Annotated in this window: 15 protein-coding genes; 2 read left to right on the plus strand and 13 right to left on the minus strand. The window is 74.9% G+C overall.

The genetic code is table 11. The annotated features are described in order from the left end of the window. Positions 1 to 31: 31 nt before the first annotated feature. Entirely contained in the window at positions 32 to 1447 is a 1416-nt protein-coding gene (locus O7598_RS19810; protein ID WP_269692813.1) for an ATP-binding protein, read from the minus strand. Next, positions 1444 to 3111 (minus strand): FAD-dependent oxidoreductase, encoded by a 1668-nt coding sequence (locus tag O7598_RS19815; RefSeq protein ID WP_269692814.1) that lies wholly within the window; start codon positions 3109 to 3111, stop codon positions 1444 to 1446. Before O7598_RS19815 ends, O7598_RS19810 begins: the two co-directional genes overlap by 4 nt. A gap of 111 nt (positions 3112 to 3222) precedes the next feature. On the opposite strand from O7598_RS19815, the gene O7598_RS19820 reads away from it, so the two are divergent. Continuing rightward, positions 3223 to 3678: a DUF5709 domain-containing protein gene (locus tag O7598_RS19820; protein WP_269692815.1), complete on the plus strand. Its 456-nt coding sequence runs from the start codon at positions 3223 to 3225 to the stop codon at positions 3676 to 3678. A 10-nt stretch (positions 3679 to 3688) separates the two neighbouring features. Here O7598_RS19820 and O7598_RS19825 read toward each other — a convergent pair whose 3' ends face one another. From O7598_RS19825 to O7598_RS19870, 10 genes are all read right to left on the minus strand, one after another. Next, a complete protein-coding gene (locus tag O7598_RS19825) occupies positions 3689 to 4507 on the minus strand; it encodes a class I SAM-dependent methyltransferase (protein ID WP_269692816.1) in 819 nt (272 codons plus the stop codon). 6 nt (positions 4508 to 4513) lie between these two features. Further along, positions 4514 to 5311 (minus strand): ABC transporter ATP-binding protein, encoded by a 798-nt coding sequence (locus O7598_RS19830; protein WP_269692817.1) that lies wholly within the window; start codon positions 5309 to 5311, stop codon positions 4514 to 4516. Then, the gene (locus tag O7598_RS19835) at positions 5311 to 6054 is read right to left on the minus strand and encodes an ABC transporter ATP-binding protein (protein WP_269692818.1); all 744 of its coding nucleotides are present in this window, start codon (positions 6052 to 6054) and stop codon (positions 5311 to 5313) included. Before O7598_RS19835 ends, O7598_RS19830 begins: the two co-directional genes overlap by 1 nt. Beyond that, on the minus strand, positions 6051 to 7061 hold the full coding sequence (locus tag O7598_RS19840) for a branched-chain amino acid ABC transporter permease (protein WP_269692819.1): 1011 nt from the start codon (positions 7059 to 7061) through the stop codon (positions 6051 to 6053). Before O7598_RS19840 ends, O7598_RS19835 begins: the two co-directional genes overlap by 4 nt. Continuing rightward, positions 7058 to 7939, minus strand: a complete 882-nt coding sequence (locus O7598_RS19845) for a branched-chain amino acid ABC transporter permease (protein WP_269692820.1) — start codon at positions 7937 to 7939, stop codon at positions 7058 to 7060. Before O7598_RS19845 ends, O7598_RS19840 begins: the two co-directional genes overlap by 4 nt. After that, entirely contained in the window at positions 7936 to 9129 is a 1194-nt protein-coding gene (locus tag O7598_RS19850; protein ID WP_269692821.1) for an ABC transporter substrate-binding protein, read from the minus strand. Before O7598_RS19850 ends, O7598_RS19845 begins: the two co-directional genes overlap by 4 nt. Positions 9130 to 9176: 47 nt before the next feature. Then, positions 9177 to 9581: a roadblock/LC7 domain-containing protein gene (locus O7598_RS19855; RefSeq protein ID WP_181567524.1), complete on the minus strand. Its 405-nt coding sequence runs from the start codon at positions 9579 to 9581 to the stop codon at positions 9177 to 9179. 18 nt (positions 9582 to 9599) lie between these two features. Further along, positions 9600 to 11993, minus strand: coding sequence for a sensor histidine kinase (locus tag O7598_RS19860; protein ID WP_269692822.1), 2394 nt, complete (start codon positions 11991 to 11993; stop codon positions 9600 to 9602). A 253-nt stretch (positions 11994 to 12246) separates the two neighbouring features. Beyond that, a complete protein-coding gene (locus O7598_RS19865; protein ID WP_269692823.1) occupies positions 12247 to 12705 on the minus strand; it encodes a helix-turn-helix transcriptional regulator in 459 nt (152 codons plus the stop codon). 166 nt (positions 12706 to 12871) lie between these two features. After that, positions 12872 to 14128, minus strand: coding sequence for a cytochrome P450 (locus tag O7598_RS19870; protein ID WP_269692824.1), 1257 nt, complete (start codon positions 14126 to 14128; stop codon positions 12872 to 12874). 160 nt (positions 14129 to 14288) lie between these two features. Between O7598_RS19870 and O7598_RS19875 the strand changes: the two genes are divergently transcribed. Continuing rightward, positions 14289 to 15335, plus strand: a complete 1047-nt coding sequence (locus O7598_RS19875) for an alcohol dehydrogenase catalytic domain-containing protein (RefSeq protein ID WP_269692825.1) — start codon at positions 14289 to 14291, stop codon at positions 15333 to 15335. A gap of 61 nt (positions 15336 to 15396) precedes the next feature. Here O7598_RS19875 and O7598_RS19880 read toward each other — a convergent pair whose 3' ends face one another. After that, a complete protein-coding gene (locus O7598_RS19880; protein ID WP_269692826.1) occupies positions 15397 to 18612 on the minus strand; it encodes an Ig-like domain-containing protein in 3216 nt (1071 codons plus the stop codon). Positions 18613 to 19213 lie beyond the last annotated feature (601 nt).

A 19213-nucleotide genomic window follows, 5' to 3' on the forward strand; every position in this document is an offset into this window, starting at 1 on the left:
CCGCGCCGCAGGCCGGGCACGGCGAGCCGGGTCAGGCCGGCGTGAGCGGCAGCAGCACCACGAACCGGGTGTCGCCGGGCGCGGACTGCACCCGGATGTCGCCGTGGTGCTTGTTGACCACGATCCGGTACGAGATGTCCAGCCCGAGACCGGTGCCCTCGCCCACCGCCTTGGTGGTGAAGAACGGCTCGAAGATGCGCGGGCGCACCTCGGGCGCGATGCCCGGACCGGTGTCGCGGATCTCGACGGTCAGGCGGTCGTCGGTGCACCCCGTCCGGACCGTCAGCGTGCCGTCGCCGGCCATCGCGGCGAGCGCGTTGTCGATCAGGTTGGTCCAGACCTGGTTGAGTTCGGCCGCGTACGCCGGGACGGCCGGCAGGCTCCGGTCGTACTCCCGCACCACCCGCACGCCGGCCGGGATCTTCGCCTGGAGCATGACCAGCGTGGCGTCGAGCAGTTCGTGCACGTCCACCGTCTGGTAGGGCGCCCGGTCCAGTTGGGAGTACTGCTTGGCGGCGCCGACCAGCCCGGAGACCCGGGTGACCGCGTCGTCGATCTCACCCATCAGCAGTTCGGTGTCGATGGTGTAGGTGATCCAGTGCACCGCCGACTCCAGGTCGTCACCGCCGACCGCGGCGTCGACCTGGGCGAGCCAGCCGCTGTCGATGCCGCCGGCGACGAGCGTCGGCGCCAACTCCCAGGCCCCGCGTACCCCGTGCTCCTCCAGCCAGTCGCCCAGCTCGTCCTCGGCGTCGCTGGCCGCCAGCGGCGACAGCGCGGTGGCGGCGGCGGCCCGCTTCACCGCCTCCTCCTGCAACGCGACGAGGTCGTGCAGGCGTCGCCCGTCGAGCCGGCCGTCGGCGATCATGGCGAGCTTGTGCCGCATCTTCGCCACCCGCCCGCGCAGCGCCGAGGTGGCCCGGACGGCGGCCGCCGCCGGATTGTTCAGCTCGTGGGTGAGCCCGGCGGAGAGCGCGCCCAGGGCCAGCAGCCGCTCGCGCTCGCCCACGATGGTCTGCGTGTTGCGCATCCCGATGAACAGGCCCTCCAGCAGGTGGGTGGCCATCGGGAACCAGTCGCGCATGGCCGCTGCGATGATCTCCGCTGGCACGGCGAACACCGCGGCGTCGGTGACCGCGCGCAGGCTGTTGCGGTAGCGCTGCTCGGCCGGTTCCCCGATGTACGCCTGCATGGCGCCGCCGTAGACGCCGCGCTGACTGGTTCGGCTGACCTCCACCTCGTCGCCCTGGACCCGCTGGTGCATCGCCACCGTGCCGTCCAGCAGCACGAAGAAGCAGCTCGCCGGCTCGCCCTCGACGTAGACCGCCTCGCCGGCCTGCCGCCGCTCCACCCGGCCGTGCTCGGCCAGGTGGGCGAGCTGCTCCGGGGTGAGCGACTCGAAGAGGAAGAGCTGCCGCAGCTCGTCCGGGGTCAGCCGATCGGTCATTGGGCCTCCAGGTATCGGTGCACGAGCGAGACGGCCATCGCGCCCTCCCCCACCGCCGAGGCCACCCGCTTCACCGAGTCGGCCCGCACGTCGCCGGCCGCGAACACGCCCGGCATGCTGGACTCCAGGTGGTAGGGGTCGCGGGGCAGGGACCAGCCGGCCGGCCGGTGGCCACCGCGGGTCAGGTCCGGCCCGGTCAGCACGAAGCCCCGCCGGTCCCGCACGACCGCGCCGTCGAGCCAGGCGGTGTGCGGCTCCGCGCCGATGAACACGAACAGCCACGAGGTGTCGACCTCGCGCGTCTCGCCGGTGCGCATGTCCCGCAGGGTCACCCGTTCCAGGTGCTCCTGCCCGGCGCCGCCGACCACCTCGGTGCACGGGTGGACCTCGATGGCGTCGATGCGGGCGATCTGGTCGATCAGGTAACTCGACATCGACCGGGTCAGGTCGTCGCCGCGGATCAGCAGGTGTACCCGGCGCGCGTACCGGGAGAAGTGCACGGCCGCCTGGCCCGCCGAGTTGGCCCCGCCGACGATGTAGACGTCCTCCCCGGAGCAGCTCGGCGCCTCGCTCGCCACCGAACCGTAGAAGCAGCCGCGGCCGGTCAGCTCGGCCAGCCCCGGCGCGGGCAGCATCCGGTAGGAGACGCCGGTGGCCAGCACCACGGTGTGCGCGGCGACGCTGCTGCCGTCGCTGAAGTGCAGCACCCGCGCGCCGCCGGCGTCCTCCAGCGACACCACCTCGCGGGCGCTGAGCAGCTCCGCGCCGAAACGCAGCGCCTGCCGGCGGGCCCGGTCGGTGAGCTGCGCGCCGGAGACCCCGTCCGGGAAACCGAGGTAGTTCTCGATCCGGCTGCTCTGCCCGGCCTGCCCGCCGGTGGCCCGGCGCTCGATCAGCACCGTCCGCAGCCCCTCCGAGGCGCCGTAGACGGCCGCGCCGAGCCCCGCCGGGCCGGCGCCCACCACCACCAGGTCGTAGAAGTCGGCGGCCGGCGTGGTGGCCAGGCCGACCTGCGCGGCCAGGTCGGCCGGCGACGGCTGCACCAGCGACTTGCCGTCCGCGGTCACCACCAGGGGTACGTCGTCAGGGGTCACCCCCGCCGCGCGCAGCAGCTCGGCGCCCTCCGGCTCGTCGGCGAGCACCCAGCGGAACGGCACCAGGTTGCGGGCCAGGAAGTCGCGCGCCGTGAACGACGGCGCCGACCAGCGGTGCCCCACCACCCGCAGCTCGGGCGTGCCGGTGGTCCCGCCGGCCGTCCACGCCTCCAGCAGCTGGTCCAGCACCGGATAGAGCTTCTCCTCCGGCGGGTGCCACGGCTTGAGCAGGTAGTGGTCGAGGTCGACCACGTTGATCGCGTTGATCGCCGCGTCGGTGTCGGCGTACGCGGTGAGCAGGACCCGACGCGCGGCGGGGAACAGGTCCATCGCCGCCTCGAGGAACTCGATGCCGTTCATCTGCGGCATCCGGTAATCGGCGATCAGCACCGCCACCTGCTCGCCGCGCAGCTTCAGCTCGCGCAGCGCCTCCAGGGCCGCCTCGGCGGAGTCGGCCCGCACCACCCGGTAGCGGTCGCCGTAGCGGCGCCGGATGTCGCGGGCGACCGCCCGGGAGACGGCCGGGTCGTCGTCGACGGTGAGGATCGCGGGGTTGGGCATGACGTCCATCCAAGCACTCCCGGTCGTCCGCCGGCATTACCCAGGTCACCCGGCTCTTCCCCCGGCCGGGTTTCTCGGCTGGGATGGCAGAGCAGGAGATCGCACCGGAAGGACGACACCATGAGCGACACCGAGCAGGCCGCCGACGGCTGGAACGTGGCCGAGGACGACGGCGTGCTGGACGCCTCCGACACGCTCGACGACTCCGTCGGGGATCCGCTCGACACCGGGATCGCCGCCGCCGACCACTGGACGGCGGCGAACCGGTTCGGCACCACGGCGGCCGAGGAGCGGGCCGGTGACTCGCTGGCGCACCTGCTCGCCCAGGAGGAGCCGGACGTCGACCCGTACGCCGAGGAGGCCGACGGCGACGAGGACGAGCTGACCCGCCGGGGCTACGAGCGGGAGACCCGCAGCGGCCGCCTGGTCGCCGACGACCAGGGGTTCGGAGAGGACGCGCAGGCCGACTCGGTCGCCTGGGACGTCGGCATCGACGGTGGGGCGGCCAGCGCCGAGGAGGCCGCGGTGCACGTGGTCGACGATCCGTCCGGCCCGGGGGACGGCCCGCTGCGCTGATCCTCCGGCCTCACCGCCGTCCCGGACCCCGACGGCGGCCCCGGGTCGACACGAACTGGTACGACATGGCCGCGAACGCGGGGTCCCGCAGCAGCCGGCGGAACGCCTCCAGCTGGCCCGGGGACAGCCCGGCGTCGAGCAACTCCGGTTCCAGCTGCCGGGAGTTCGTGCCGTAGAGCGAGATGCCGAGCGAGCCGCCCGGCCAGCTCTGCGCGTGCGTCACGGTGTCGATGTCGACCAGGCCCGCCGCGGCCTGCTCGGCGTGCACGTCCTGCGCCCAGGCGAGGTCCGCGCCGTGGCCCTGCAGGATGCCCAGCATCGCGTCCGTCACCTGGGCGAAGAGTTTCGCCGCGTCGTCGCTCGGCGCGGTCAGCACCCGCAGCGGCGCGGTGCAGTCGAACTCCTCGACCACCAGCCACCCACCCGGGGCCAGCGCGCTGGCCAGGGTGCGCAGGACCCGGCGCCGCTCCGGCAGGTGCAGCAGCACCAGTCGGGCGTGGATCAGGTCGAACGCGTCCCCGGGCGGCGGCTCCCGGCGCACGTCGTGCCGGCGCACGTCGAGGTTGGCCGCCGGCCGCAGGTGCGTCACGTCGAGGTCGGTGGCGACCACCCGGCCGGCCGGTCCGACCGCGGCGGCCATGGCGCGGGCGACCGAGCCGCCGCCGGCACCGACCTCCCAGCACCGGGCGGCGTCCGGGGCGAGCAGCGGCCCGGCGATCCGACCGGTGGTGATCGGGTCCAGGAAGGCTTCGAGCGCGTGCAGTTGGGGCACCGCGTCGGCGGCGCCGGTGTCGAAGGCGTAGTCGGTCTCGGGGGCGTCGGTCGGCATCGCTCCTCATTCCTGTCGCGGTCGGTCGGTTCGTGGGCCCGGCGCGTGGGGCAGCCCGGGCCCGGGCCGGGAGGCCGGCGGCTCCCCGACCGCGGCGACGCTGAGCAGCGCCGCCACCGCGCCCGGGTCGGCCCGGGCCTCGCCGGCCGGCCGGTCGTAGACCACCCGGCCGTACTCCAGCACCGCGATCCGGTCGGCGACCTCGACCGCGTGCCGGATCTGCTGCTCGACCAGGAGCACTGTCGTGCCGGCCCGGGCCAGCGACCCGACCAGCTCACGGATCCGGACGGCCAGGTCGGGCGCGAGCCCCTCGCACGGCTCGTCGAGCAGCAGCACCCGAGGCTGGCCGAGCAACGCCCGGGCGATCGCCAGCATCTGCTGTTCCCCGCCGGAGAGCTGGTCGCCGCGATGCCGCAGCCGCGCCCCGAGGCGGGGCAGCAGCTCCAGCACCCGGGCGACGGTCCAGCCCTCCCCGCCCGGGGTCGCCGCCCGCCACGGCGCCGCCGCCAGCACCAGGTGCTCGGCGACGGTCAGCCGGGAGAAGACCCGCCGGCCCTGCGGGACCAGCCCCACCCCGGCGCGGGCGATCCGGTGCGGCTGCCGGCCGGCGACCGGCACGCCGCTGATCTCGATCCGCCCGGCGTGCGGCCGGACGAAGCCGGCCACGCAGTGCACGAGCGTGCTCTTGCCGGCGCCGTTGCGGCCCACCACCGCCTGCACCGCGCCGGGTGGCACGTCGAGGGTCACCTCGTGCAGGACGGTGCCGCCGGCGTAACCGGCGCAGAGCGCTTCGATGCGCAGCATCACGTCACCCCCTCCGCGTACGCCTGAAGGACCGGGACCGACGCACGGATCTCGGCGGGCGACCCGGTGGCGAGCGTCCGACCGTCGCGCAGCACGGTCACCGTGTCGCAGAGCGCGTAGACCAGATCCAGCCGGTGCTCCACCAGCAGCACCGCGACCGCGCGCGGCAGCCCGCGCAGGAACTCCGCCAGCCAGCCGACCTCCACCGCGGAGAGCCCGGCGGCCGGCTCGTCGAGCAGCAGCAGCCGCGGCCGGCCGGCCAGCGCCACGGCGATCTCCAGCTGCCGGCGCTGCCCGTGGGCGAACTGCCCGGCCGGGACGGCGGCGAGGTCGGCGAGGCCCACCCGGTCCAGCAGCGTGTCGGCGGTGCGCCCGGCCGCGCGCCGCCGGGCCGACGGGTGCCACCGGCCCGCCCGCTCGGCCCGGGGCAGCGCGGCGACCAGCACGTTCTCCCGTGCGGTGAGCGAGTCCCAGACGGCGGGCCGCTGGTGGATCCGGCCGACGCCGCGCCGGGCCCGGGCGGCCGGGCCGAGCCCTGTCACGTCCCGCCCGGCCAGCCGGATCCGGCCGTCCGTCGGCCGGGCGGCGCCGGCAACCACGTCGAGCAGCGTGGTCTTGCCCGCGCCGTTCGGCCCGATCAGCGCGTGCCGCTGGCCGAGCGGGACCTGGAGGTCGACCGCGTCGAGCGCGGTCAGCGACCCGTAGCGCACGGTGATCGCCTCGGCGGTGAGCAGCGGCGTCATGGGCGTACCCCGGTCATGGCGGCGGGCCGGCGCGCGGGGGGCGCGGCCGGGGTGGACGCCCGACCGCGCCGGGCCGCCGGCCGGGCGGACCGGGCGGTGGGCAGCAGGTGCGCGGCGACGACGAACGCCAACCCGAGCACCAGTGGCGCCTGCCCGGGCAGCGCGCCGAAGAGCCAGTCCCGGGCGGCGACGACGAGCACGGCGCCGACCAGCGCGCCGCCGACCGAGGCGGTGCCCCCGACGACCACGCCGAGCAGCAGCAACGCGGAGGTGTCGAATCCGAAGTCGGCGGGTGAGACGTACTGCTGGGCGGTGACCAGCAGCGAGCCGGCCGCGCCGGCGATCGCGCCGGCTCCGACGTGGACGCCCGCCACCTGCGCCGGCACGTGGTGCCCGCTGGCCCGCAGCCGCGCCTCGTCGTCGCGGCCGGCGCGCAGCAGCAGCCCGGCGCGGGTCCGCAGCACCAGCAGCACCAGGCCGGTGAGCACCGCGACGACCACGAGCGTGTAGAGGTAGCGGGACCGGTCGGTGGCCAGCACCGGCAGCCCCCACAGCGGGCGGGTCGGCGCGATGCCGGCGAGCCCGTCGGTGCCGCCGGTCACCGAGGTCCACCGCCCGGCGAGGACCACCGCCAGCTCGCCGATCGCCAACGTGATCATCAGGAGCACCACGCCGCGGGCGGGCAGCACCAGCGGCAGCGTCGCCGCCGCCAGCGCCGCCCCGGCCGCCGCCGCGACGAGCAGTTGCACCGGCCCGACGTCGGAGAGCTGGCCGCCGGCCAGCGCGCCGGCGTACGCGCCGGCCGCGTAGGGCGCGGTCTGGCCGAGCGTGGGCAGCCCGGCGACGCCGGTCAGCAGCGCGACGCCGACCGCGACCAGGCCCAGCGCCAGCGTGCGGGCCAGCAGCGACACGGTGTAGTCGTCCACCACCCAGGGCGCGGCGACCAGCCCCGCCAGCACCGCGGCGGCGACGGCCACCCGCAGCACCCGCACGGCCCGGCCCCTCACGTCGCGCTCCGGGCCGTGGCCAGGCCGCGCGCCCGGACCGCGAGCACCACCGCCATGGCGGCGAAGAGCAGGAACGGGGCCGCCGACGGGGCGAGCGCGACGCCGAGCGTCTGGATCTGGCCGACGGCCAGCGCGGCGAGCAGCGTGCCGGTCGTCGAGCCGAGCCCGCCGAGCACCACCACGACCAGGGAGAGCAGCAGCACCGCGTCGGCGGTGTCCGGCCCCGGGCCGATGATCGGCGCGCCGAGCACGCCCGCCGCGCCGGCCAGCGCGCCGGCCGCGGCCAGCACGCCGACCCGGACCGCGGCCGGGCTCACCCCGAGCGTCGCGACCATCTCCGCGTCGTCGACCGCCGCCCGTACCAGCATGCCGGCCCGGGTCCGACGCACCACCAGGTGCAGCAGGCCGGCGAGCACCGCGGCCACCACGATGAAGACCAGGCGGTACGCGGCGTAGCGGTGCCCGGCGACCGCCACCGAACCGTCCAGCGCGGCCGGTACCCGTACCGGGGGGTCGTCCGGGCCGAACGCGGCGACGAGCAGGCTGCCGCCGGCCAGCGCGACGCCGAAGGTGAGCAACGCCTGGGTGAGGTGGCCGGCCGCCGCGACCCGGGTGAGCAGCACCGCGACCAGCGCGCCGGCGGCGGTGGCGGCGGCCACGCCGACCGCCAGCGCCAGCGCCAGGCTGGACCAGCTCCCGTCCAGCAGCGCCGCGGCGGTGTAGCCGCCGACCGCGAAGAGCGTGCCGTGCGCGAGGTTGAGGATGCCGGCCACGCCGAAGCAGAGCACCAGCCCGGCCGCGGCGACGAACACCAGCAGCCCGTAGGCGACCCCGTCCAGGGCCGGCACGACGTAGGGGTCGACCGGCACGCCTGTCATCCCCCCACGGTGGCGAGGTCGCCGACCACGGTGTTGGACAGCGCCCGCCCGTCCTGGCGGACCTGGCGCAGGTACCACTTCTGCACCGGCGCGTGCGTGGTCGGCGAGAACTGCCAGGTGCCGCGCGGGCTGGCGATCTGGCCGAGCTGGCCGATGGCCGCGTTGATCTTCTCCGGGGTCGCGTCGTCGCCGGCCGCCGCGATCGCCCGGTCCAGCACCGCCGCCGCGTCGTAGGAGGCCATCGCGTAGGTGGTCGGCGAGCCGTCGTGCTCGGCCTTCCAGGCGGCCACGAACTCGCGGTTCTCCGCGTTGTCGAGGTCGGGCGAGTAGTTGAGCACCGAGTAGATGTCGCGGGCGGCGTCGCCCTGCGCGTCGAGCACCCCGCCCTCGGTCAGGAAGCCGGCGGCGTAGAGCGGCACGTCCTTGATCTCGGACTGGGCGTACTGCTTGACGAAGTCGACAGCCGCGCCACCGGCGTAGAAGGTGTAGACCGCGTCCGCGCCGGAGGCCTTGATCCGGGCGAAGTACGGGGTGAAGTTTGTGGTCGCCGGGAACGGCGTGAACGTGGTCTTGCCGTCCGGGTTGGCCAGCTTGCCGCCGGCGGCGGCGAACGCCTCGGTGAAGCCGCGCAGTTCGTCCCAGCCGCCCTGGTAGTCCGGCCCGATGGCGTAGACGCTGCCCTTGACGTCGTCGCGCACGTGCGCCGCGATCGCCTCGCCGGGCTCGTCGGAGAGGTAGGAGGTGTGCCAGACCCGGGACACGTCCTTGAGCTCCGGCCGCCCGTTGGAGCCGACGAACGGCACCTTCGTCTCGTTGAGCAGCGGGTACACCGCGGCCACCGAGCCACCGCCGACGACGCCGGTGAGCGCCACCACCCGGTCCTGCTTGAGCAGCTTGGTGGCGGCCGGCACGGCGGTCGCCGCGCCGTTGCCCTCGTCGGCGACGACCAGCTCGACCTTGCGACCACCGAGCTTGCCGTCGTGGCCGGACAGATAGAGCTGGAAGCCGTCGCGGATGTCCTTGCCCACCGACTGGTACGTGCCGGAGAGCGACGCGAGCAGACCGATCTTGACGGTGCCGCCGGAGCCGGCGGCGGGGCCGTCGTCGGCGCAGGCGGACGCCGCGAGCAGGACGAGGGCGAGCAGCGCCGCGGTGCGGGCACGGCTGCGCCGGGCCAGGGTCAGGGACATGGTGTCTCTCCTGTGTCAGGGGTGCGGATCCGGCGTGCTGCCGGCGGTCAGCGGCTGCGGCTCAGGGCCGCCCGGGCCGCGGGGGTGAGCGCGTCGCCGATGCGGTTCGCCAGCTCGGTCATCTCGTAGGAGACCTTGCCGACGTCACACCGCGGATCGGCGAGTACGAGCAGGGAGGCGCCGTCGTTGAAGGCCATGGAGAACATGAAGCCGCCCTCCAGCTGGGTGACGTTGGAGATCACCGCGCCGGCGTCGAAGAAGGCCGCCGCGCCACGCAGCAGACTGACCAGCCCGCTGCCGGTCGCCGCCAACTGGTCGGCCCGGTCCGGCGGGAGGCCGCGGGTGGCGGCCACCATCAGACCGTCGCTGGAGATGGCGATGGCGTGGGTGACCTCGGTGGCGCGCTCGGCGAAGGCGTCCAGCAGCCAGCCGAGATCCTGGTGGTCGGTCACGTGCGCTCCCTTGTCGGGTCAGTGGGTGATCAGGTTGGCCCGGCGGCCGGCGACACCGCGGGCGTAGGCGGCCATCGCGGTGGCGACCCGGGCCGGGTCGCGGTGCTCCGTGGCCTGCCGGGGCGCCGGGACGCCACCGGGTACCAGGTGCTCCTGCGGCTGCCGGCGGGGCAGCCCGGACGTGGTGGTGCCGGCGACCCGGTGCTCGTCGGAGCGCGCCGCCGTGCGCCAGGCGTCGTCGGCGGGCCCGGCCCACGACGAGCCGTCACCGTCCGGCCGATCCGCCTGGAACCAGTGGTTGACCTGGTGGAAGATGACCAGCTCCTCGGTGGGGGCGTCGCCCGGGCCAGGGCTCGCCGGCTGGAAGACCGGGGCGACCGGGAGCGCCCGGTCGGCGGCCGGGCCGCCGGCCCATGGTTGCGGGGCGGGGCGGGCCCCGGCGGGCACGACGGTGGCCCGCCCGGTCGGGGACGCGACGGTGGTGCGGGCCGACCGACGGGACGGCCGCTCCGGGGTGAGCAGGAACTCCTCGGGCGGCAGCGGCCGGGTCAACGCGGCCGGGAGCGCCACCTCGGCGATGGTGCCGCGACGCGGTCCGGAGCGGAGCTGGACGGCGGCGCCCAGCCGCTTGGCGAGCTGGCCCACCACGACCAGACCCATCGCCCGGACGGTGGCGACGTCGATGGCGGGCGGCTGGGCGAGCAGGTCGTTGAGCTGCTGCCGCCGGTGCGGGGGCAGCCCGACGCCCTCGTCGCTGACCTGGACGATCACCCGGTCGCCGAGGCTGCGACCGGTCACCCAGGCCTCGGTCGCCGGCGGCGAGTAGCCGGTGGCGTTCTCCATCAGCTCGGCGAGCAGGTGCACCACCTCGTCGACCGACTCGGCGGCCACCGCGACGTCGCCGTCCACCAGCCCGATCCGGATACGGGGGTAGTGCTCGATCTGGCTCTGCGCGGCCTGGAGCACCTGCGGCAGCGGCACGTCGTGGTGGCGGACCCGCCCGACGCCGACCCCGCCCAGCACCAGCAGGCTGGCGTTGATCCGGCCCATCCGGGTGGCGAGATTGTCCAGCGCGTAGAGCTGGTGCAGCCGGTCCGGGTCGGTCTCGTCCCGCTCGACCTTGTCGACCTGGGCCAGCACGGCGTCGACCAGGCGCTGCTCCCGCCGGCTGAGGTGGATGAAGATCTCCGCCGTGTTGGCCCGCATCACGGCCTGCTCCGCAGCGGTCCGCACGGCGGCCCGGTGCACCGCGCTGAACGCCTGGCCGACCTCGCCGATCTCGTCGTCGCCGGAGACCTCCAGCGTGTCGACGGCCTGCCGGCGGGCCAGCTCGGCCGGGTCCACCGACGCACTGTCCGGCTCCTGCAACCGGGCCACCACCTGGGGCAGCCGTTCGAAGGCGACCGCGTTCGCCGCGTCCCGCAGCCGGCGCAGCCGACGGGTGATCTGGCGTGCCACCGCCCAGGTGACCAGCGCGGTCAGCAGCAGGGCCAGCACGGCGGCCGCCGCCTCCACGACGGTGCGCCGACGTTGCTCGGCGTGGGCGGCGCGGATGTCGTCGAGCACCGCGCCGTCGACCCGCAGGCGCAGCTCCGCCAGGCGGACCGCCCACTGCTGGGTGGTGGTGAGCCAGGTGCCCAGGTCCAGCTCGAGGCGGTCACCCGCCGCCGTGCGGGCCACCTGGTCGAGGAGGCGTTGCAGCCGCAGCGCGTTCTCCCCGCTGCCGGCCTGCTCCCACCAGCCCTGCCAGGCCGGTCGGGCGAGCGCCAGGAAGGACAGGGTGGCTTCGGTGAAGCCGGTCCGGGCGGCGGTGATGTCCTGCTGCAACGCGGGCGTCACCTGGCCGGCGGTGACGGCGCGCAGCACCGCCACCTGTTGCTGGCCGACCGCCTCGGCCACCTTGGACAGTGCGGCGGAGGCCCGGATGCCGTCGGCGATCCGCGGCTCGACCACGCCGAGGGTGACGCTCTCCCGCAGGCCGAGCAGGTCCGCGATGACGATGCGGTAGCTGAAGGTCATCGCCGACACGGAGGCGCGCTCGGCGGTGCGTACCTGGGCGCGCAGCGGCGCGAGGCCGGCCAGCGCGGCGTCGATCCGCGGCAGGACGGCCCGTTCGGCGGCGGCGCCGGAGGGCACCCGATCACGTTGCCGGCGGTAGCCGGCCACCGCCGCGTCGGTAGCGGTGGTGGCCTCGGCGAAGGCGTCCTGCTGGGCGGCGGCGCCCCGGGTCAACAGGTCGGCGGCGACGATCCGTTCGTGCTGGAGGCGGTGTGCCAGGCCGCCCGCCTCGGCACCGAGCTGGGCGAGTTGGCCGAGGTCGCTGGCGCGGGAGGTCTGCCGGACGCTCTCGGTCAGCGCCAGCCCGGCGAAGCCCATCACGGCGACGAGCGGGGCCGCCACGATGAGACGCATCCGGCCGCCGATGCGCCACCGACGGCGGCGGGTCGGGTAGGGTCGGGCCGCGTGGGACCTCGTGCTCGACGCCACTGCTGACTCCCCGCCTTGATCGGCAAAGTTCAATCTGCATTTGCGGATTGCACGTCTCATTGCGCCGGAAGCCGTGCGTCGAGGCCAGACCCGACCGTGGTACAAACAGGCCGTACCAGCATCTGTACCCAGAGTTGGCGACGTCGGTGACCGCCTCGGCGCCGGGGGCCGAGCCCGGTCAGCGCCGGTCCACCGCCGGCGGGGTCGGGCCGTCGGGCTCGGGCTGCGCGAGCACCTGGCCGATCAGTTCCCGCAGTTCGTCGATCGCCGCCACCACGGCCTGCGGATCGCGCGGGTCGCGCCGCGCGACCGGCACGCCGACGGGATCCGGCCGGGCCACCTCGCCGAACCGGGGCCCCCGCCGGCCGTCCGCCGCCAACTGCTCCGCCGCGACCTGCGGCCACAGCTCGCACAACCGGCCGTCGGTGGCGAGCACCTCGTCGCAGCGCACGGCGAACTCCTGGCTGCCGAACCGCCGGCCGGACTCGACCGCGGCGACCGTCTCCCGGCTGAACCGCACCCGCTCGGCCAGCGCCCGCTGGGTCAGGCCGCGCCGGGTCCGCCAGCGGCGCAGCTCGACACGGAACTGGTGGCTGGCGGCGGAGGGAGCGGCGTTCGACGCGGGCGTGCGATCCATGTGCTCACCTTCGCGACGCCGGACCGGCATCGGCAGCAGATCGAGGGCGGGTGATTACCGGGCGTTCGCAGGGGGTCATTCTTAACCCACCGGCACGCGGGTGTGAAGACGTGATCGCGCTGCGTGGTTGCCCGCGTCGACCGGTCGACACCCCCATCGGCCCGTGTCACGCCGCCGGTCGGTGGCCGGACGGGACCGCCGCGGCGACGGTGACCGGCAACGACCGGTGGGCGCGGAACGCCAGGTTGGGCCGGAAGACGCGGAGGTCGCCGCGCGCCGGGCGCAGGTCCGGCAGGGCGGCGGCGAGACGGGCGAGCGCGGTGCCCGCCTCCAGCCGGGCCAGTGCCGCGCCGATGCAGAAGTGCGGCCCGTGGCCGAAGGAGAGATGGTCGTGCGCGTCCGGCCGGTCCGGGTCGAAGCGGTCCGGGTGGCGGAACGCGGCCGGGTCCCGGTTGGCGGCGCCGATCAGCAGCAGGCACCGCGCCCCGGCGGGGATGGTGACCCCGCCCAGCGTGACCGGCCGGTTGGTCACCCGCAACCAACCGTCGATCGCGGGCGCGAAGCGCAGCGTCTCGGTGAGGAACGCCGGCACCCGCTCCGGGTGCTCGGCGAACGACCGCCACCGGTCCGGTTCGGACAGCGCCCGCTCCAGCGCGTGGGCGAGCAGCCCGGCGGTCGTCTCGTGGCCGGCGACCAGCAGGTTGAACACGATGCTGGACACCTCGGCGGTGGTCAGGACCTCGTCGTCGCCGTGCCGGTACGCCAGCAGCTCGCTGACGTAGTCGTCGCCGCCGCCGTCCAGCCGGCGCCGCACGAGATCCTGGCAGTAGCGCCAGAACTCCAGCAGCCCGCCGGCCAGCCGCACCTGCTCGGCCGGGTCCGGTCGGCCCCAGATCAGGGCGATCTGCCCGTCCGCCCAGGCCCGGATCCGCGGCACGTCGCGCGCCGGCACCCCGAGGATGTCCAGCAGGACCAGCAACGGCAGCTCGGCGGTGAACTCGGTGACGAGGTCGACCTCGTCACCGGCCCGGGCGGCCAGCCGCGACACCAGCTCGTCCACCCGGCGGCGGACGATCCGGCCGTAGCGTTGCTCGACGCGTTCCGGGGTGTTGGCGAACGTGACGCGCAGCGCCCGGCGGGTCCGCGGGTGCACCGGCGGGTCGGCCGCGGCGGTGGTGGGCGGCGCGTCGATCTGGACGACCAGGGCCAGCGCCTCCGGGCAGACGTCGTAGACCGGCGCGAGGGTGAGGGCGTTACCGAACGACCGCGCGTCGGCGAGCGCGCGCCGCACGTCGGCGTGCCGGGTGATCAGCCACAACCCGAGTTCCTCGTCGTGGTGCACCCCGCCGCCGTCGTCCAGCAGTCGGGCCCAGACGCCGGCCGGATCGGTGAGATACGCTCCCGCGAACGGATTCAACCGCATGACCGCCTCCTGCACTACCGACCACTTTCCTTACCGTGCGCTACCGGACGAACACACGTCAAGATTTGCCGGCATCAATCTATTTCTGCCGCTTTCCCGCAACTTGCGCCCTGCTCCTTGCCCTTTTCAACGCCGCCGGACGGCATGTGAGGATGCGGGGATGCGCGCGGTGGTGTTCGACGAGTTCGGTGCGTGGCCCGAGGTGCGGCTGGTGGCCGACCCGACGCCGGCGCCGGACGGGGTGGTCCTGCGGGTCGGCGCGACCGGGCTGTGCCGCAGCGACTGGCACGGCTGGCAGGGGCACGACCCGGACATCCGGCTCCCGCACGTGCCCGGGCACGAGTTCGCCGGCGTCGTCGCGGCGGTCGGCGCCGACGTACGCGGGTGGCGGCCCGGCGACCGGGTCACCGCGCCGTTCGTCTGCGCCTGCGGGCGGTGCCCCTCCTGTCTCGCCGGCGACCAGCAGGTCTGCGAGCGGCAGACCCAACCCGGCTTCACCGGCTGGGGCTCGTTCGCCGAGTACGTCGCGGTGCGGCACGCCGACGTCAACCTGGTCCGGCTGCCGGACGCGGTGGACGACGCGACCGCCGCCGCGCTCGGCTGCCGGTTCGCCACCGCGTTCCGGGCGGTGGTCGCCCAGGGCCGGGTGGCCGCCGGGGAGTGGGTCGCCGTGCACGGCTGCGGCGGGGTGGGCCTGTCCGCCGTGATGGTCGCGGCGGCGAGCGGCGCCCGGGTGGTGGCGGTGGACGTGGCACCCGCCGCGCTGGAACTGGCCCGGCGCAGCGGGGCCGCGGTCTGCCTGGACGGCAGCACGCTCGGCGGCCCCGCCGAGGTGGCCGCCGCGGTGCGGGAGGCGACCGGCGGCGGCGCCCACCTCTCGCTCGACGCGCTGGGCAGCCACGCCACCTGCGTCGCCTCGATCGAGGGCCTGCGCCGGCGCGGCCGGCACGTGCAGGTGGGCCTGCTGCCCGCCGCGCGGGGCCGGCCGGCCCTGCCGATGGAGCTGGTGATCGCGTACGAGCTGGAACTGCGCGGCAGCCACGGGATGCCGGCCCACGCCTACCCCGAGCTGTTGCGCCTGGTCACCGCCGGGGTGCTGCGCCCGGGCGAGCTGGTCACCGGCACCGTCGGGCTGGCCGGGGCGCCCGCGGCGCTGGCCACCATGGACCGCCCGACGACCGGCGGGATGCGGCTGGTCCGCCCCTGACGACCGCGGGCCGGCCCGGCGTCGGAGGCACCGACGCGGACCGGCCCGCGGGCCGGGCGGCTCAGCCGGTGACGGTCACCGAGACGGTACGGGGCGGCTGCTGGTACTGCCCGTGGTTGTCCATGCCGCGGATGGTCACCGAGTAGGTGCCGGCCGGGACCACCGGTGACGTGTACGCGAAGTTCGACCCCGGTGAGCCGGGGCTGGTGAGGAACGTGGCGATCCACGTGCCGGCCCGGCCGAACGTGCCGGCCGCGTTCATCCCCTGCCCCGCGCTGTTGGTGATCTGCACCTCCACCCGCTGCATCCCGACGTCGTCGACGGCGCGTCCGGAGACCAGGATCCGGCCGCCGGTGTAGGCCTCGCCCTCGACCGGCGTGATGGTCGGCTCCAGCGTCGGGTCGAGGTCACCGGGGTAGACCAGGTACTTCGCGGTGGCGCCGGCGGTCGACCCGTCCTGCTGGCCGGCCGTGTCCACGGCCCACGCCTCGACGCTGTACGTGCCCTTCGTGGGCAGGTCGATCGCGAGCGTGAACGCCGTGGAGGTGGCGTCCGGGTTGGCGAGCGTCGCGTCGACGGTGGCGAACGCGGCGGCCGTCGTGCCGTTCGGCTGCACGTAGCGGCCGGTGTCCAGGTCACGCAGCGCCACCCGGACGGCCCGGACGCCCTTGTCGTCGGTCGCGGTGCCGGCCAGGTCCAGGTGCAGCCGATCGACGTTCTGGTCGGTGCCGGTGAAGCTGAGCAGGCCGTTCGGGAAGGCGTCACCGGGCACCTGGGCGGTGACGGTGAGCCGGCCCAGGTCGCCGGTGGCGGTGGTCAGGTCGAGCCGGTCGGTGGCGCGGACCCGGAAGTCGTAGACGCCCGGGGTCAGCGGCACGGTGGTGAAGGACCAGTCGAACGTCGCGGCGCCCAGGTTGAGCGGGGAGATCCGGTGGTACGCGGCCACCGAGTCGGTCCCCCACGTGCCGTCCGCCGCGAGCGCCTCGCGGGTGGTGTTGTTGCGCAGGTAGATCTCGACCGACTTCAGGGCGTCCTCGTCGCGGGCCGTACCGGCGAACGTGACCCGCGTGCCCGGCGCGACCGTCAGCGGCGCGGCGGCGGTCGGCGGGGTCATCGCCACCGGCGCGGTGATCGCCACGGTCGGCGGCACGCCGGTCGCCGAGATCGTCCAGTCCCGGTCGTCGCCACGCAGGTCGCTCTGCCCGCTCGTGTCGACCGCGGTGGCGCTCATCTTCCACTGCCCCTCGGTCGGCAGCGTCACCTCGTACTGCCAGGTGGTGGACGTCGCGCCGATCACGTCCGGCTCGCCCCGGAACGTGTTGTAGACCGCCGCGACGCTGCCGTCGTCCTGCAGGTAGCGGTTGTCCGGGGTGCGGAACGAGTAGACCATCGAGCTGACGCCCTTGTCGTCGGTGGCGGTGCCGGTGGCCACGAAGGTCTTCGTGGCCAGCAGGCCGGCGGCCGGCGCGGTGATCCGGGTCGCCGGCGGCAGGTCGTCGAAGCGGAACGCCTCGATCTTCTTGACCGCCTTCGTGGTGTCGCCGGCGCCGTCGCGGCCGAACGTCTTCGCCTGGATCTGGTAGACGCCGGCCGGCAGCGACACCGGCAGGGTCCACGCGGTGGAGGTGGCGTTCGGTGCGGCGAGCGTCGCGTTGATGCCCTTGAAATCGCCCCACGTCGTCAGGTCGGCCTGCAGGTAGCGGCCGGTGTTGCGGTTCATGACCTCCACCTGGACCCGGGCCACGCCGGCCGGGGCGAGCCCCTGCCCGCCGAGGTCGAACGTCTCACCGGCCGGCTTCACCGCGCCCTCGATCGGGGTGGTGACAGTGGTGTCCAGCGACGACGGCGCGGGCGCGGTGGACAGGTCGAAGAAGGCCACCCGGCCGGTCGTCTTGCCGCCCTTGACGTTGCCGTCGCCGCCGACGAGCAGGCCGCGCGAGGTGGCCAGCATCGCCTTCTCCCCCTCGTACGAGTCGGAGCCGGGGTTCCACTCCAGTGCGGTGCCGGTGACCGGGTCGAGCGCGCCGAGGTGGTCGCGGCGGACCACCTGGTCGCCGAGGCCGTAGCCGCTCAGCCCCTGGCCGGTGCCGTAGCCGACGTTGTCCAGGCCGGGCCACGGCACGTTCGAGGTGGGCGACTCCTGCCAGCTGAAGTGACCGCCGACGTAGACGGCGGTGGCGGTGATGGCGACCGAGTAGATGCTGTCGAAGTGCCGGGAGATCCAGAGCGGCTCGACGTGGTCGTTCCCGGTCAGCGGGTACGCGATCGCGGTGTCGTTGATCGGCGGCCGGTCGCCGCCGGAGCCGCTGGTGACCACGAAGTACGAGTCGTCCGGCGCGATGTCACCGGCGAAGACGCGCTGGACGCCGCCGACGAAGGAGAGGTTGTCCTCCCAGAGCCGGGTGCGCCACGGCAGCAGCGCCTTGCTGGCGGTGCCGATCAGCGCCACCCCGTAGCGGTCCTGGCCGGCGATCTGGCGGCCGGTGTGCACCACCAGCAGCTTGCTGCGGTCGTGGGTGAGCTTGAGCTGCTGCACGGTGAGCAGGCCGCCGACGCCGATGCCGCCGGTGACCGGCAGGTTGAAGGCGGTGTCGACCGCGCCGGTGGTGGGGTTGAGCGCGGCCAGGCCACTGCGGGCGACGCCGTTGACGGTGGTGAACTGACCGCCGACGTAGACCGCGGTGGGGCTGACGGCCAGCGCGGTGCCCCGCGCGCTGGCGTTCGCCGTGAACGCGGTGACCGGCGCGCCGGTGGTCGGATTGAGCCGGGCGATCTTGCGCTTGGTGACCCCGTTGATCGTGTTGAACGAGCCCGTGATGTAGAGCGACGACCCGTCCGGCGACGCCTCGACGGCCGCCACCGCGCCGTCGACGGTGGGCCGGAAGCCGGTGTCCACCTTCCCGGTGTCCAGGTTGTACGCCGCCAGCGACCGCTGCGCGACCGCCGTGCCGCCGACGTTCGTGATCGACGTGAAGGTGCCCGCGATGAAGGCGCGGTTGCCGATCACCTCGATGTCGGTGATCCCGCCGTCGGTGATCCGCGGGGTGTCGGTGCGGGGCACGGTCGGCACGAGCCGGGTGTCCCCCGGCGTCGCCAGCGCCCTGGTGGCGACCGTACGCGCGGCGCCCAGCGCGGCGCTGCTCCCGGTGGCCCGTACGCCGGTGCGCACGGTGGCGCCGGCATCCGCCACGGTGACGGTGGCGGCGAGCGCCGGCACCCCCGCCACCACGACCGCGCCGGCGGCGAGCACCGCGACCGCGCGACTCCAAACTCGCATCGAGACAACTCCCTGTCCGCCCGGACGGCCCCCTCGGGTGGTTCCCGACTCCTCCCGTCCGCGTGCCGGACGTCACCGTAGGAGGCAAGGACTTCTCGCGATACGCCGCCGCACCGGTTATCGACCGCTCGTCATCAATTTCGGCCACACGGCGATCCCGGTCCGCCGATCGGGTGGCCCTCCTGACCGTTCATTCCGGCACCATGCCCCCGATCCTGGCGGCGTGGCGGCGGACGACGGCGCGTCGGCACGTCGGAGGCACCGATCGAGGCGCGTCGAGTGGGCTTAGGTGACGTTCAGGCGACCGGACGCGCGTGAATTGTCGACAGAAGCCGGGAAAGGGAGGTCGGGACACGGCGAAGCGGATTTCCGACGCGGAAGTCGGCCGGCCACGCAATTGTCGAATCAATGACGGGACGGCACGGTCCACCCCGGATGCACACGCCCACGCTCGACCCGGAGGGGAAGAAAGGCGAGCGTCCCGGATCGGCGGCAAGCCCGCCCGCACCCGGCATATCCCTCCACAGTGTGCCGACGACCGATACGAGCGACATCGCCCCGGCGGCGACCGGAACTGCGGACCGGGATGCCGCAATCGCAT

This window comes from Micromonospora sp. WMMC241 (genome assembly GCF_027460165.1).
GTDB classification, from domain to species: domain Bacteria; phylum Actinomycetota; class Actinomycetes; order Mycobacteriales; family Micromonosporaceae; genus Micromonospora; species Micromonospora humi.

Excerpts from the sequence above, each read along its gene's own strand:
- O7598_RS19810 (WP_269692813.1), bottom strand. The coding sequence starts at position 1,447 with ATGACCGATCGGCTGACCCCGGACGAGCTGCGGCAGCTCTTCCTCTTC.
- O7598_RS19830 (WP_269692817.1), bottom strand. The coding sequence starts at position 5,311 with ATGCTGCGCATCGAAGCGCTCTGCGCCGGTTACGCCGGCGGCACCGTC.
- O7598_RS19825 (WP_269692816.1), bottom strand. The coding sequence starts at position 4,507 with ATGCCGACCGACGCCCCCGAGACCGACTACGCCTTCGACACCGGCGCC.
- O7598_RS19850 (WP_269692821.1), bottom strand. The coding sequence starts at position 9,129 with ATGTCCCTGACCCTGGCCCGGCGCAGCCGTGCCCGCACCGCGGCGCTG.
- O7598_RS19870 (WP_269692824.1), bottom strand. The coding sequence starts at position 14,128 with ATGCGGTTGAATCCGTTCGCGGGAGCGTATCTCACCGATCCGGCCGGC.
- O7598_RS19835 (WP_269692818.1), bottom strand. The coding sequence starts at position 6,054 with ATGACGCCGCTGCTCACCGCCGAGGCGATCACCGTGCGCTACGGGTCG.
- O7598_RS19875 (WP_269692825.1), top strand. The coding sequence starts at position 14,289 with ATGCGCGCGGTGGTGTTCGACGAGTTCGGTGCGTGGCCCGAGGTGCGG.
- O7598_RS19845 (WP_269692820.1), bottom strand. The coding sequence starts at position 7,939 with ATGACAGGCGTGCCGGTCGACCCCTACGTCGTGCCGGCCCTGGACGGG.
- O7598_RS19820 (WP_269692815.1), top strand. The coding sequence starts at position 3,223 with ATGAGCGACACCGAGCAGGCCGCCGACGGCTGGAACGTGGCCGAGGAC.
- O7598_RS19815 (WP_269692814.1), bottom strand. The coding sequence starts at position 3,111 with ATGGACGTCATGCCCAACCCCGCGATCCTCACCGTCGACGACGACCCG.
- O7598_RS19860 (WP_269692822.1), bottom strand. The coding sequence starts at position 11,993 with ATGCGTCTCATCGTGGCGGCCCCGCTCGTCGCCGTGATGGGCTTCGCC.
- O7598_RS19865 (WP_269692823.1), bottom strand. The coding sequence starts at position 12,705 with ATGGATCGCACGCCCGCGTCGAACGCCGCTCCCTCCGCCGCCAGCCAC.
- O7598_RS19880 (WP_269692826.1), bottom strand. The coding sequence starts at position 18,612 with ATGCGAGTTTGGAGTCGCGCGGTCGCGGTGCTCGCCGCCGGCGCGGTC.